Origin of the sequence: Lacrimispora xylanolytica, assembly GCF_026723765.1 — a bacterium.
GTDB lineage: Bacteria > Bacillota > Clostridia > Lachnospirales > Lachnospiraceae > Lacrimispora > Lacrimispora xylanolytica.
This window is the reverse complement of the sequence record NZ_CP113524.1, coordinates 1,011,328-1,025,679: the sequence shown is the minus strand read 5'-3', so window position 1 is coordinate 1,025,679 and position 14,352 is coordinate 1,011,328. Positions and strand designations below refer to the sequence as shown.

General features: G+C 42.8%; 13 protein-coding genes. 3 read left to right on the top strand and 10 right to left on the bottom strand.

What is annotated here, in order from left to right:
• Positions 1–58: 58 nt before the first annotated feature.
• The 3 genes from dnaK to hrcA all read right to left on the bottom strand — a co-directional run bounded on the left by dnaK (position 59) and on the right by hrcA (position 3,675).
• Positions 59–1,909 carry a molecular chaperone DnaK gene (dnaK, locus tag OW255_RS04930; RefSeq protein ID WP_024837018.1) on the bottom strand — a complete coding sequence of 617 codons (1,851 nt, stop codon included), beginning with the start codon at positions 1,907–1,909 and terminating at the stop codon, positions 59–61.
• A gap of 63 nt (positions 1,910–1,972) precedes the next feature.
• Complete coding sequence (grpE, locus tag OW255_RS04925; RefSeq protein WP_416861717.1) at positions 1,973–2,581, bottom strand: nucleotide exchange factor GrpE; 609 nt, start codon at positions 2,579–2,581, stop codon at positions 1,973–1,975.
• A 44-nt stretch (positions 2,582–2,625) separates the two neighbouring features.
• Complete coding sequence (gene hrcA, locus OW255_RS04920) at positions 2,626–3,675, bottom strand: heat-inducible transcriptional repressor HrcA (RefSeq protein ID WP_024837020.1); 1,050 nt, start codon at positions 3,673–3,675, stop codon at positions 2,626–2,628.
• A 277-nt stretch (positions 3,676–3,952) separates the two neighbouring features.
• On the opposite strand from hrcA, the gene OW255_RS04915 reads away from it, so the two are divergent.
• Together OW255_RS04915 and OW255_RS04910 are read left to right on the top strand one after the other, a co-directional pair.
• Positions 3,953–4,510, top strand: a complete 558-nt coding sequence (locus OW255_RS04915; protein ID WP_268115820.1) for a 3D domain-containing protein — start codon at positions 3,953–3,955, stop codon at positions 4,508–4,510.
• Between the two features lie 229 nt (positions 4,511–4,739).
• Positions 4,740–5,450 (top strand): 3D domain-containing protein, encoded by a 711-nt coding sequence (locus tag OW255_RS04910; RefSeq protein ID WP_268115819.1) that lies wholly within the window; start codon positions 4,740–4,742, stop codon positions 5,448–5,450.
• A 444-nt stretch (positions 5,451–5,894) separates the two neighbouring features.
• Here OW255_RS04910 and hemW read toward each other — a convergent pair whose 3' ends face one another.
• The 4 genes from hemW to gpr form a co-directional block, all read right to left on the bottom strand.
• Complete coding sequence (gene hemW / locus OW255_RS04905) at positions 5,895–7,109, bottom strand: radical SAM family heme chaperone HemW (RefSeq protein WP_268115818.1); 1,215 nt, start codon at positions 7,107–7,109, stop codon at positions 5,895–5,897.
• On the bottom strand, positions 7,099–8,913 hold the full coding sequence (lepA, locus tag OW255_RS04900; RefSeq protein WP_024837024.1) for a translation elongation factor 4: 1,815 nt from the start codon (positions 8,911–8,913) through the stop codon (positions 7,099–7,101). Before lepA ends, hemW begins: the two co-directional genes overlap by 11 nt.
• Before the next feature lie 687 nt (positions 8,914–9,600).
• Complete coding sequence (locus OW255_RS04895) at positions 9,601–11,010, bottom strand: stage II sporulation protein P (RefSeq protein ID WP_268115817.1); 1,410 nt, start codon at positions 11,008–11,010, stop codon at positions 9,601–9,603.
• Positions 11,011–11,065: 55 nt separating this feature from the next.
• The gene (gene gpr / locus OW255_RS04890) at positions 11,066–12,043 is read right to left on the bottom strand and encodes a GPR endopeptidase (RefSeq protein ID WP_024837026.1); all 978 of its coding nucleotides are present in this window, start codon (positions 12,041–12,043) and stop codon (positions 11,066–11,068) included.
• Positions 12,044–12,220: 177 nt separating this feature from the next.
• Between gpr and rpsT the strand changes: the two genes are divergently transcribed.
• A complete protein-coding gene (rpsT, locus tag OW255_RS04885; RefSeq protein ID WP_024837027.1) occupies positions 12,221–12,484 on the top strand; it encodes a 30S ribosomal protein S20 in 264 nt (87 codons plus the stop codon).
• Positions 12,485–12,823: 339 nt separating this feature from the next.
• Here the strand turns inward: rpsT and OW255_RS04880 are convergent, their stop codons facing one another.
• The 3 genes from OW255_RS04880 to OW255_RS04870 form a co-directional block, all read right to left on the bottom strand.
• Positions 12,824–13,657 (bottom strand): peptidoglycan recognition protein family protein, encoded by an 834-nt coding sequence (locus tag OW255_RS04880; protein WP_268115816.1) that lies wholly within the window; start codon positions 13,655–13,657, stop codon positions 12,824–12,826.
• A 1-nt stretch (position 13,658) separates the two neighbouring features.
• Positions 13,659–13,787: a hypothetical protein gene (locus tag OW255_RS04875; protein ID WP_268115815.1), complete on the bottom strand. Its 129-nt coding sequence runs from the start codon at positions 13,785–13,787 to the stop codon at positions 13,659–13,661.
• A 142-nt stretch (positions 13,788–13,929) separates the two neighbouring features.
• Positions 13,930–14,349 (bottom strand): phage holin family protein, encoded by a 420-nt coding sequence (locus OW255_RS04870; RefSeq protein ID WP_268115814.1) that lies wholly within the window; start codon positions 14,347–14,349, stop codon positions 13,930–13,932.
• Positions 14,350–14,352: the final 3 nt, after the last annotated feature.

Sequence of the window (14,352 nt, the reverse complement as noted above, 5' to 3'; positions counted from 1 at the left end):
AAAAGTGCTGTATCGCTACAACACTTTCTCCAAAGCCCTGTCAACTGACCAGACTATTTTACACTTCTTTGTACTCTCCGTCAACTACGTCGCCGTCTTCATAGGAAGCACCTGCTGCACTCATGTCAGGACCTGCACCCTGTCCCTGAGCCTGCTCATAAACCTTAGCAAATAAAGCCTGTGCACCTGTCATCAGTTTTTCTTTGCCTGCCTTGATATCTTCGATCTGAGCATCTGTCATCTCGTCGATTGGAGCTCTGTTGATGGCTTCTTTTAATGCATTTAAATCCGCTTCTACTACTGCTTTATCGTTAGCGTCGATCTTATCTCCAACTTCCTGAAGAGCTTTCTCTGTCTGGAATACCATGGAGTCAGCATCGTTTCTTGCATCAATGCCTTCTTTACGCTTCTTATCCTGTGCCTCGTATTCAGCCGCTTCCTTCACAGCCTTGTCGATATCAGAATCAGACATGTTGGAGCCGGAAGTAATGGTGATGTGCTGTTCCTTACCTGTTCCTAAATCCTTAGCGGACACGTTAACGATACCATTGGCATCAATATCAAAGGTAACTTCGATCTGAGGAACGCCTCTTCTTGCTGGTGGAATTCCATCAAGACGGAACTGGCCTAAGGTCTTGTTATCTCTTGCAAACTGTCTCTCACCCTGAACAACGTGGATATCTACAGCGGTCTGGTTGTCAGCTGCTGTGGAGAATACCTGGCTCTTCTTTGTCGGAATGGTAGTATTTCTCTCAATTAATCTTGTTGCTACGCCACCCATAGTCTCGATGGATAAGGAAAGTGGAGTAACATCAAGTAAAAGGATATCGCCTGCGCCTTCATCGCCTGCAAGCTTACCACCCTGAATGCTGGCACCAATCGCTACGCACTCGTCTGGATTTAAAGACTTGGAAGGCTCTTTGCCTGTCAGCTGTTTTACTTTTTCCTGAGCTGCTAACATACGGGTAGAACCACCAACTAAAAGTACTTTTCCTAATTCAGCAGATGTAATGCCTGCATCTTTTAATGCATTCTGAACTGGAACTGCTGTACGCTCTACTAAATCTAAGGTAAGCTCGTCAAATTTAGCTCTTGTTAAGTTCATATCTAAATGCTTCGGGCCTTCAGCTGTTGCTGTAATAAATGGCAGGTTAATGTTTGTAGTTGTAGAGGAAGACAGTTCTTTCTTTGCCTTCTCTGCTGCTTCTTTTAATCTCTGCATAGCCATCTTATCACCAGATAAATCAACGCCTTCTGCTTTCTTGAATTCGTCGACCATCCACTGTGTGATACGGTTATCGAAATCGTCACCACCTAAGCGGGTATCACCGTTGGTGGAAAGTACTTCAATTACGCCGTCACCGATTTCAATTGCAGATACGTCGAAGGTACCACCGCCTAAGTCGTATACCATGATCTTCTGCTCATGCTCGTTGTCAAGGCCGTATGCCAAAGCTGCTGCTGTCGGCTCATTGATGATACGCTTTACATCAAGACCAGCGATCTTACCAGCATCCTTGGTTGCCTGACGCTGAGCATCGTTAAAGTAAGCTGGTACGGTAATAACAGCTTCTGTAACCTTCTCACCTAAGTAAGCCTCTGCATCTGCTTTTAATTTCTGAAGAATCATAGCAGAGATTTCCTGAGGGCTGTAGTTCTTGCCGTCAATGGTTACCTTGTAATCGGTACCCATATGTCTCTTGATGGAAGAGATGGTACGGTCTGCATTTGTTACTGCCTGACGCTTTGCAGGCTCACCTACTAATCTTTCACCGTTCTTTGTAAATGCTACGATAGATGGAGTTGTTCTTACTCCTTCGCTGTTAGGGATAACAACTGGCTTACCGCCTTCCATAACGGCTACACAGCTATTTGTTGTACCTAAGTCAATACCAATGATCTTGCCCATAGTTTTCTTCCTCCTAATTTATGAAACAAATGTAACATGTTTTCAGATTTTTATATTTTATTATTAATTAGCTACCTGTACCATGGAATGTCTCACCACAGTATCCCGGTAGGTATAACCTTTTAAAAGTTCCTGTGCAACTACATTCTCTCCCAGAGATTCATCTTCCATGTGCATCACTGCATTATGGAAATCTGGATCAAATGGCTGGCCAACTGCTTCAATTGGCTTTACTCCTGCTTCTTCCAGAGATTTCATAAGCTGTTTGTAAATCTTTTCCATGCCTTCAGCAAATGCAGATCCCTTTTCCTCTTCCGGAATGGCTGCAAGGCCTCGTTCAAAATTGTCAACAACGGGAAGGATTCGTTCAATGATATCCTTTGCCCCGATTTCAAACATGGCTGACTTTTCTTTTTCTGTTCTCTTTCTGAAGTTATCAAATTCTGCCATACTTCTCTGGAGACGGTCTGTCAGTTCCTCGATTTTTTCATCCTTTGGATCCGGCTTATCTTTTTTCTTACCAAAGAAGCCTTTCTTTGCAGTATCGCCTTTTGTGCTTCCTTCTTCGTTCTGCCCGTTCTCAGATGCAGTCTCTTCTGCTGTGGGCTCTGTGCCTTCTATCTCATTTTCAGCGGAAACGGCATCTTCCTCATTCAAAATCTCATCTGCCAGTTTTTCCTCTGTTTTCACATCTTCCATGCTCAATGTTCTTACCCTTACCTTTCATCTTTTTTCAATATCACATCAAGCTGCGTCATTAAATTGCGCAGAGTACTGAGAACCTTCTCATAATCCATTCGCTTAGGGCCGATGATTCCAATGGTTCCTCGTAACCCTTCCCCAAGCTCGTAATTGGCTGTTACAATGCTGCAGTCCTTCATATCCTTAACCGGTGCTTCATCTCCGATATAAACCTGGATACCGGAATTGCTTTCCGAGTCATTGACATCATCAACCAGCTCCTGCAAAAGCTCCTTTTGCTCCAGAGTTCCAAGAAGTCTGCTTGCCTTATCTCCCTCGCTCAGCTCCGGATATTTAAAAATATTAGTAGTTCCGCTGGTATAAATCTGTAAATCCTCATCATCTGCCCGAATGGCTGCTGCCACCTCGGTCAGTACCCGGTCAACCACTTCACTGTGATGGCCTGCCTGAACCTTTAACCTGCTGATCACTTCCAGATTAATCTCTTCTATGGTCAGTCCGTTTAAGGCACTATTTAAAAGAATGTTTAGATTTAACAATCCTTCGTCATCCAGTTCCTTATCAATGGGAATCATGGTGTTCTTAATAATATTGCCTTCAATGACAATCACCACCAGAAGCTTTCCTTCATCTACCTTTGACAGCTGGATAAACTTTAGCTTATTTCGTTGATACTGAGGAGCGCTGATCATAGCCGCATAGTTGGTATTCTGAGCCAGAAGCTTTGCCATCTGCTTTAACATAAGCTCTACACGGTCTACTCTCTTTAGCATCATATCTTTGATTTCTGTTACTTCTTCTTCCTTTTCCAGCATGATCTGATCCACATAGAATCGGTATCCCCTGTCGGAAGGAATTCTTCCTGCTGAAGTATGAGGCTGAACAATGTAGCCCAGTTCCTCTAAATCAGACATCTCATTACGGATTGTGGCGGAGCTTAAATTCAAATCCGTATACTTTGATATGGTTCGGGATCCAACCGGTTCTCCGGTTTCCAGATAAGTTTTAATGATGGCCTTTAATATGGTTATCTTCCGCTCATCCAGCTGATCTTTATCCTTCAAACTGCCACTCTCCTTTCTTAATGCTTTATTAGTGCTTTGTTAGCACTCAACGTTTGGGAGTGCTAACATCTTCTTTTCATAATATATGCTTTTTTTCTACATTTGTCAATACATTCCTATAAAAAAAATACGTTAAGTTTTTATGACCACTTTCTACATTTTTAAACATAGTACAAGCATATATTACAAAGGTGTTGACATTTTTTTCTTGACTTTTAACACTTTTGTAATATAATAGTAAATGATACACCATAACAACACGATTGCGAGGTAAATCATGAAGCGTTTTTCAGGTAAGCTACGAATCACAGGACTCCTGACAATCCTTTGTATTCTGCTGTTATCTACGTCTGCAATGGCAGATGAAGCTGCTGGTAAAGAACAGACTACAGCGGATGCACAGTCCGGGAGTGTCCAAACGATAAAAAGTGATGCCAAATCCGAGAGTGGTACTGAGGACACAAAAAACTCAGAGGAAATCGGACCTGGTATTAAAAAAGAAACAGAACCGCAAGAGACAGAGCCAACTGGACCTGTTTTTGAAAAAGGAGCATCACTGGGACTTTTTTCTGCAACTGCATATTGCCCCAGCAAAAGCGGAAAAATCGGCCGGACCTACTCCGGTACTACACCAAGAGCACAGCATACCTTGTCTGCGGATCTTACAATTTTGCCAATCGGCACTATGGTCATGATCGATGACGTCATCTATACTGTGGAGGATACTGGAAGCGGAATCAGAGGAAATAAGGTTGATATCTACTTTGGAAGCCGGGAAGAGGCCCTAAACTTCGGCAGACAGACAAAAGAGATTTTTGCAGTGAATGTAAAATAATACATGTCCAAATGGCGCCCAGATAAGCGATTTAATTTCGCTTTCTGAGGTGCTTTTTTGATGTCCAAAATTCTCTCCCCTAATAGTATGAAATAAGTTAGCCTTGACTTTTCTGGAAAAATATGTAAAATGAATACTTGTACCTCATTTATTACAAAACTGTTACATATAATTATAAGAGTGTTAATTTATATTACAGTTTGTAAAAAAGAAAGGAAGTATTTGTAATATGCAAAATAGGAAGAACCTTCACCACATTTCTGGAATTTTACTGATGACAATCTTTGTTTTAATAAACACATTAAAAGCCTATGGTAATCCGGTAACCGGTATTATCGACGGTGCGGATGATAAAAATGTCCGGGGCTGGGCATTTAACAGCTCAGAACGAGAATCCACCTTGCCTGTAAGAGTCATTATCACCAACCAAACAAGCGGTCAGGTGACGGCTGAGCTTGAAACCACTGCTTCCAAACACCGGGAGGATTTAGCCGCGCAGGGAAGCGGTACCGGTAATTATGGATTTGAAGTGAACGTTCCCTGGGATACCTACGAAAATGGCACTTATCTCATTGAAGCCTACGCATCAGGGCAGAAGCTATCCGGCACCAAGGTATACGGCGTTGGCACTGCGGTTCCTGCTGTTAATCTCCGCTCCATCGGTACGTTTAAAACAACCGCCTACTGTCCCTGCAGGCAGTGCTCCGGCAAATGGGGCGGCCGCACCAGCACAGGAACCATTGCTGCTGCCAATCATACCATCTCTGTGGACCCAAGAGTCATTCCTTATGGAAGCAAACTCATGATAGGCGGTGTTATTTATACCGCGGAGGACTGCGGTGGCGGCGTTAAGGGAAGACATATTGATATTTTCTTTAATACCCACGGAGAGACCCGTTTTTATGGCACGAGAAGCATGGAGGTCTTTATAGTCCAGTAGAATAGAAGTAACACCATATTTTTAGAATAAGCTGTAAGCAATTGTGAGGTATTAACCTACATTACCTGAGTATACAATGAGGTTATGAAAAGGCACAGAACACAAAGAATGGTTTCTCTTTGCGTTCTGTGCCCTTTCTCTATTCTTACAAATAAGAATGTATCACCAAATCGCTCTACAGCTTTTCCGTTTTATGAGAAGTTATCCACTCCCATACGCTGCACGCTCATATCTCATATACAAATACATGAAATACGTATTGATACCTGGCTGCTGCTTGCAGACTAAAAATCCATTGAAATATTTTTAATATTCTAGAAGATCAATACAAGTATGTGTTATACATATACATTTAAACGTACATATGCATTTGTATTTGCACATGATTTACATGTACATGCAACGCGTTCCAGCTCTTATATGGATTAACGACCAGTTTAAAGCTTATAACAGGAACTGACTCATCGCATAATTGCTGACATCAATTCCGTGGGAAGTCAGTTTGTAATAACCATCTTTAAATTCCATCAGCCCCTCCCGCTCCAGCTTATCCAGCACCTGACCATAGACATTACGGATATTCTGACCGAAATTACTGACAAAGTCATGGGCAGATACCCCATTGGTCAGCCTAAGCCCCAGGAACATGTACTCTTCCATCTTTTCCTCTATGGAAAGACGTTCCAATTCCTGTCTCAGTGCCTGGGTAAATCCCTCGTCCTGATCAAAGCTGGCATTGCGGTAATCACTTAAATCCGTGGTATTGTGAAAGCGGCAGCCATTCATATAGGAAGATGCACCAAGTCCAAGACCAAGGTATTCAATTCCGGTCCAGTAGCCAATGTTGTGGCGGCATTCATACCCTTTTTTAGAGTAATTGGAAATTTCGTACCGTTCGTATCCCTGCTCCATTAAGAATTCCTGGGTGAGATAATACATCTCCCTTTCCGAATCCTCATCAGGAAGGTCCGGCAATGCCATCAGACGTTTCCGCTCTTCCTTTGTCATGGAATAGCTTTCCATTTCCACATGATCGCCGTATCTGTCATAATAGGGAGTCCCCTCTTCTATAATAAGGCTGTAAGCAGAAATGTGCTCCGGCTTTAACATGGTGACCTTTTTTAAGGTATTCTTCCAGGAATCCACCGTTTGCCCTGGAATGGCTGAAATCAGATCCACGTTCACGTTATCAAAGCCTGCCATCCGCACTCTCTGAAAGCTTTTTAAGAACTCATCATAGGTATGAATTCTGCCAAGATAACGAAGCTCTTTGTCATCTGCGGATTGAAGGCCCATGCTGATGCGGTTGACTCCGGCTTTGCGGTAGCTTAAAAGCGCTTCCTGAGTCACGGTGCCTGGATTGGTCTCCATGGTAATCTCTGCATCGGGAAGAATGTCAAAATGGCTATTTAAGGCGTTTAAGACAGCTTCCATATCTTCTGTCTTTAATATAGAAGGAGTGCCTCCTCCTATGAATACACTGACTACCTGGTATTCTTTCGCAAAGGCACTCTGGTAATCTATTTCTTCTATTAATTTCTCCGTGTAATCCCTCTGTGTCCGTTCATTTCCCGGAAAGGAAAGAAAATCGCAGTACGCACATTTGCGGGAGCAAAATGGGATATGCACGTAAATCTCCAAACTTTTTTTATTCATCATCTAATTTTAGTACGCTCATAAATGCCTTCTGCGGTATCTCAACGTTACCGACCTGGCGCATACGTTTTTTACCTTCTTTCTGTTTTTCCAGAAGTTTTTTCTTACGTGAAATATCACCGCCATAGCATTTGGCAAGAACGTCTTTTCGCATGGCCTTAACGGTCTCGCGGGCTATGATCTTACCGCCGATAGCAGCCTGAATGGGAATTTCAAAAAGCTGTCTTGGTATCTCATCTTTTAACTTCTCACACATTCTTCTGCCTCTATCGTAGGCTGATTCTGCATGAACAATAAAGGAAAGAGCATCTACTTCTTCTTTGTTGACTAAAATGTCCAGCTTCACTAGCTCAGAACGCTCATAGCCCTTTAATTCATAATCAAAGGAAGCGTAACCTTTGGAACGGGACTTTAATGCGTCAAAGAAATCGTAAATGATTTCATTTAATGGTAGTTCATATTTTAATAAAGCTCTTGTAGTCTCCATATATTCCATGCCAAGGTAGACCCCGCGGCGTTCCTGACAAAGTGACATAATGGCTCCAACGAATTCTGTGGTCACCATGATTTCTGCGCTGACAATGGGCTCTTCCATATAATCGATTTCGGTTGGATCCGGAAGGTTTGATGGGTTTGTAAGCTCCAGCTTCTCCCCATTTCTTTTATAAACCCGGTAAACTACGCCTGGGGCTGTGGTTACAAGGTCTAGGTTATATTCCCGTTCCAGACGTTCCTGAATTACCTCCAGATGAAGCAGTCCTAAAAATCCGCATCGAAAACCAAATCCAAGGGCAAGAGATGTCTCTGGCTCAAAGAAAAGAGATGCATCATTTAGCTGAAGCTTTTCCAGTGCCTCACGAAGGTCATTATAACGGGCACCGTCTGCAGGGTATAAACCGCAATAAACCATGGAGGTTACTTTTTTATATCCCGGAAGCGCCTCAGTACAAGGTCTTGCCGCATGAGTGATGGTATCACCTACTGCAGTGTCTTTTACATTCTTAATGCTGGCGGTGAGATAACCTACCATGCCTGCGCTTAACTGGTCACATGGAATAAACTGTCCGGCACCAAAATATCCTACCTCAACCACGTCTTCCACGGCTCCTGTAGCCATCATGCGTACTTTATCGCCTTTTTTAACGGTTCCTTCTTTTACTCGGAAGAATACGATGACTCCTTTATAAGAATCATATAAAGAGTCAAAAATCAGGGCTCTTAAAGGTGCCTCCGGATCTCCCTCGGGGGCAGGAATCTTTTCAACAATCGCTTCCAGAACATCTTCCACATTCAGTCCTGTTTTTGCAGAAATGCGGGGTGCGTCATGAGCTTCTATGCCGATGACATCTTCGATTTCCTGTACGACACGTTCCGGGTCTGCGCTTGGAAGGTCAATTTTATTAAGGACAGGGAACACATCTAAGTCATGGTCCAGAGCCATATATACATTGGCAAGGGTCTGGGCTTCTATTCCCTGGGATGCATCTACGACTAAAATTGCGCCGTCACAGGCCGCAAGGCTTCTGGAGACCTCGTAGTTGAAATCCACATGACCTGGTGTGTCAATCATGTTAAAAACGTACTCTTCTCCATCTTTAGCTTTGTATACGGTACGAACGGACTGGGCCTTGATGGTGATTCCTCTCTCTCGTTCCAAATCCATGTTGTCAAGGACCTGAGCCTGCATCTCTCTGCTGGTGAGCAGTCCGGTTTTCTCTATAATTCTGTCTGCAAGGGTTGACTTCCCGTGATCAATATGAGCGATTATACAAAAATTGCGAATCTTATTCTGCTGGGCAGCTGCCATAAAGTAAACTCCTCTTTTCTGATGTTTCTGTCTGGTCCCGGCGCTCTTAATGATTTAAGAGTCAAACCGCCTAAAACCTATGATATCCTTAAAAATATACCATTAAAATCACGGATTGTCCACTGTGAAAGCATTGAAACACCCTGCAATTCCCTTGGAAAAATAAGGACGATTGTTTGTATACACATCATACCACTATTTTCGCTTGCAAATACAATAATTATGTATTAGAATAATAGTAAAGGAACAACCGCCCCAACACAAGGGGTTGACCAAATACGAAGAATAGAAATCCCATCCTTATGACTCGGCAAAGTTTACAAGGGTGGTTTTTCTTTGCCTGTTACCAGGACTTTTTGAAAAACTCTACTTACAATTATAAAAAATAAAGGTAAGCAATGCTAAAATGAAAGAACCAAAAGCCATAATGTCTTTAAAGTCATATTTCATACGCACCACCTCCCATCTATGTAGTGATGGAAGGCCAACACCCTCGCAGTGACACGATTGTTCCATAAGATTATGGTAACATATCCCATTTTCAAGTGCAATTATTATTTACAAATGAAATAGCCAAAATTTTGGCATCTTAATTTTCAGATAGAAATGTCATAAATCAGCGATTATAAAAAGGCCGGAAACCTGATAGAATACAGATTTCCGGCCTTACCATATTTATTCCATATTCTAGTTTCCCTGTAGTACCATATCCAAAATTTCTGCTAATGGGTCCATGGCATTTAGGGCTTCCTGATATGTATTAGTCTGGGCCCCTACTTCTATTAACGCAGACCTTGCCCTTAAATGCTGGTTATAGCGAAGTCCCTTTATGTATATCTTTCTTGTTAGATTTGGAAAATAAGCGGCTGCATCCAGCTGCATCTGGAAGCTGAAAGCCAGATTTTGTTCCCGATATGGGTTTGCCAGGTATTCGATTGGGCCTTCCGGCGTCTGGCTGACACCGTTAAAGAACATCAGGGGAGCTGTGGGCTTTCCATTGACCTGATTGACCATATGAAGGCTTTCATTTACTCCATCTCTGTGAACATCGAGAACCACTTCTATAGAAGGATTTTTCTGAAGGATTCCTGTGATTCCGTCCAGGGCATAGGTATAGGCTTTATTTCGGTCCAGTTTTCCATTTTGCAAATCGTAGACTGTGGTATCGTGAATGACATTATAACCCTTATCTGTGAGAAGCTTTGTTAAATAGTTGCCTAGCCCCACAACCGTTGCATCTGGTTTTGATGGCCCATGGTCCGCATATTCCTCTTGGGAATGGGTGTGATAGATGAGAATCTGGGGTTTGTCATTCCCCCCCTTTAAGGTAAAATCCTCTGCCAGGAATTGATCGGCCTTCATTAAGTCCCTGCCTGCCGTGGTGGAAGTATGAACGCTATAAAAATGCTTCATCATATAATCATAATCAACCAGCTGTTCTTTTAAATATGTAGTTCCTACAATGGGCCAGATGCTGCTGGAAGCGCAGGTTAATGTGTCATTTTTCGTTACCGAAGAGTTATGCTCCTTCACCGGACCAGTGTTTCCAGCTGGTTCCTGGGAAGCGGCTGCCTGATCAGCTCCTCCACTGTTATCACCTGCATTTGCATGTTCTCCTCCTGCATTGGCAGCCGGGATTCCGGGATTTACAGATCCGTCTTCTCCACTTTCCTCTCCTCCGTCATAAAGAAGAAAACCATGCTCTTCATAAAATTTACTGCTTTCTATATAGCCTCGATAGGATGGATCCGCTTCTTCATAGTCAATGTCTCCCTTTTTCGTATCACCGGAGTAGCGGTAAAGAGGAGACTGGCTAACTAAAAAATGAAACAGCGCACTTCCTATGGATTCATTTTTTTTATCTAAACTGCCATTACTATTTTCTTCGTCCCACACGACCGCAGGATACTGGTGTCTCCAGATATAGGAGACACCAAAGCCAGCGCCCTCTTTTACCAGCGACTCTGCTTTACTTAAATCTGCCTTTTTTCCAACTTCGGCAGCTTCTTTTATGCCTAAGAAAACAGCCAGAATTAAGATTACTGCGATCATCATGTTTTTGATTATCCGGTTTAGGAAACTGTTTCTTCTATTCATAGCCGCCTTCCTGCATTATCATTCTTAATATCCTATGCAGAAAGCCTGGCTTTTACTACGAATCTTCCTGTCCCAAAAATGCCAGATGGATTCCTTCTGAAATGGTAAAGCTCAGTTCCTTGACTGTTTCATCAATGTCAGGCGGTGTTACATAAAGTGGGCCAAATTCTGGTTCCAGCAGCTCTTTAATGAGATTATATTGTTCATCGGAGCTTAACTTTCCTATAAAATCTCCCATGCCCTTTGTTTCCATGCTTTCTGATAATGCTCCGATCATTGCGGAGACGGTATCGTGAACAATGGCTGCGGCTCCCACGACTGTAGGAACACCGATTGCCATGACTGGGATACCAAGGCTGTCTTTCGTCAGGCTGTGCCTGTGATTACCAACTCCAGAGCCAGGATGAATGCCTGTGTCCGTAAGCTGTATGGTGGTTCCAAGGCGTTTGACGCTCCTGGCTGCCAGGGCATCAATGGCAATAATTAAATCGGGTTTTGTCTCTTTGATGATTCCTTTTAATATCTCAGCACTTTCCATGCCCGTTTGAGCCATAACGCCTGGTACAATGCCGCTGATGATCGGCATGCTTCTTCCTTTTAGAAATTCATCACCATACTGGACCTTCAAATGTCTTGTTACCTGCAGATTATTAAGAACTCTTGGTCCTAAGGAATCTGGTGTTACGGAAGAATTTCCAAGTCCTGCTACCAGGACATGAAAATCTGGTTTCCTGTATTTTTTCCCCTCCAGAAGATGTTCGATTTGAGAGGCCAGCTCCTCGGACACCTCCCTGTGATAATCTTCATCTTTCATGGAGAGCTCGTCTGCCTCCAGAGTAATGTAGGTGCCAATGGGCTTTCCCATTGCTTTTTCGCCTTTTTTGTCTAAAATTTTTACCTCTGTCATTTTAATTCGGCTGCCGGATCTGTGCCATTCCCGCAAAGAAACGCCGGATATTTCTCCGCCGTCACCAGGAAAGCTTTCCTTCTCCTCCACCGCGAGGTCTGTGCGCACTTCAAATGTGTTTTCCATTTTTTCCTCCTTTCCAGCTTTTATAGGGTATTTTCTGCAAAAAAGCAGGAATTATGTATTGACATATGGGACGAAATTCGTTAGAATACAAAGGTATGTTTACATTGAACTGTCCGTGTCCAGACTTTGATGCAAAACAAAGAATAATCATATATCAGTATATTGGAGGTGTACAGATTGGCTAACATTAAATCTGCAAAAAAAAGAATCTTAGTTAACGAGACTAAGGCTGCAAGAAACAAAGCGATCAGATCCAAAGTGAAGACATCTATTAAGAAGGTAGACGCTGCTATTATTGCCGGTGACAAGGCTGCTGCCCAGGCATCTTTAATCAGCGCTATCACAGAGATCGACAAGGCTACAACTAAAGGCGTTTATCATAAGAACAACGCTTCCAGAAAAGTATCCAGAATCTCTAAAGCTGTTAACGCAATGGCTTAAATTATAGAATAGTACGTGATCCCATTCAGACTAACCCGCTGAGTGGGATTTTTTGTTGTGGTTTATTTTCTTTTTTTGATTCTATTTAATTGAGGAATTAAAATAGGCGGGGCTGTTTTAGATATCTGCTCCCCCTGCTCACTTGACAGGGGGAGTGATTCCAAATCAGACTCCCGCCTTTTGTATATAGTGTTGATGAAATTTATTTTTTATCATCTATATTATCTTTTATTGTTATACTCATTTTTTATATAACCGTATCCATGAAATATAAATTATTCTTTAGAATTATCTTTTGAATTATTTATATGCGAGAGTACATCTGCGTATCTTTGCAATTCATGATTCTATTTTTAATGCACCTTTGTCATCAGTACTTAAGGAAATGGTTCCTTCCAGCATACTACCGTCTTCTGTGGCCCGATATAGCTCATCTTTCCAAATGACCCACTGATCTTTTGCCATGGACCCGTCACTGGTCAGGTAGTACCATTTTCCATCAGAACCGGTTTTCCAGGTGTCTTTTACCATATAGCCTGCGTCATCAAACCAGTACCATTTTTCACCGTCTTTGTACCAGTCGTTTCTTACAGGGTTGCCTGTATCTCCCAGATAGAATTTCCATCCGTTTTCATCTTCTACCCAGCCTGACTTTATTTCAGCTGCTGTTACCAGACTGTTTTTAAAGTCCTGCCAGGTATGTTTGGTGTGGTTATATACATAAGGATTGGGGCAGATTTTTCCGGTGACGTCGTAGTGGCGAATAATATGATCTTCCTGGACTCCGTATTTTTCCATCAGCATTTTAGTAAGCTTCTGAGCTTCTCTTACCGTTGCATCTTCAAAATACCAATCGCGGCTGGTATCTGACTGTACGCCTTTGTTTCTGACACACAGCTCGATTCCCAGGCTATTGCTGTTACGGCATTCCGGGTGTTTGTAGGTTTTGGCACCGCAATGCCAAGCAATGTTTTTGTCTTCTACGGACTGCCAGATTTCACCGCTAAAGCCTACAAAATAATGGGCGCTGGCTCCAATATATTGTGAGGCATAGTATTTACAGTTGGCTTCTGCTCCGCCAAGGGCTCCTACATAATGGATTACGATATATTTAATACGGCTGATCTCGCCGTTTGAATAGTTATATGGTGTTAACAATTGATGGATTTCCATATTAGATTCCTTCCCTTCTGCCTGAAAAACCCATATCATCCGGGTCAAAGGATTCCCGGAAACGTTTGATTTCTGTGTAATCGGCATCCTCCAGGTTTTCCTGGATTCCTATGAGCTCCAGACGCGACATATCTTTCGTTGCTTCGCTTTTTACCATACCCTTCACCTTGTCCTTTCTATATCTATTACATTTTATGATATGAAAGGGCAAGGTAGAATGTCCCGGGTGGGGATTGGTGGGTGGGCTGGCTAGAGTGATGGTAATAGCGATGTTATTTTGATGGTTCTGATTTCTGGTTTAGGATATCGATAGCCTTGGATAATACGGCTGGGAGCGGCAGACCCATTAGGCCTGCATTTTCCACGATGGATATTAATTCGTTTGCCATAAAGCCAATGACTACGGTATCTCTTATGTAGTTTGTCCCGATGGATAGGTCGAGACGATGGGCGATCAGGACAAAGAGCAGAGTCATGCTTTTTCTGCAAAGCCCCTTCCAGCCAGCTCTCGATTCCAATGCGCCGGTTTCTGTTTTACTGCTGTTTTTAAATATTCCGGCGACTGCTAAACCGGAGAGAAAATCGATGCCCATGAAAAGGATTAGTGTTGCGATACCTGTGTCCCACCCTCCGAATAGTGATGCTATGATGCTGCCTGTTAGGCCTGTTGTTGTGCATATTATGTTTTTCAAACG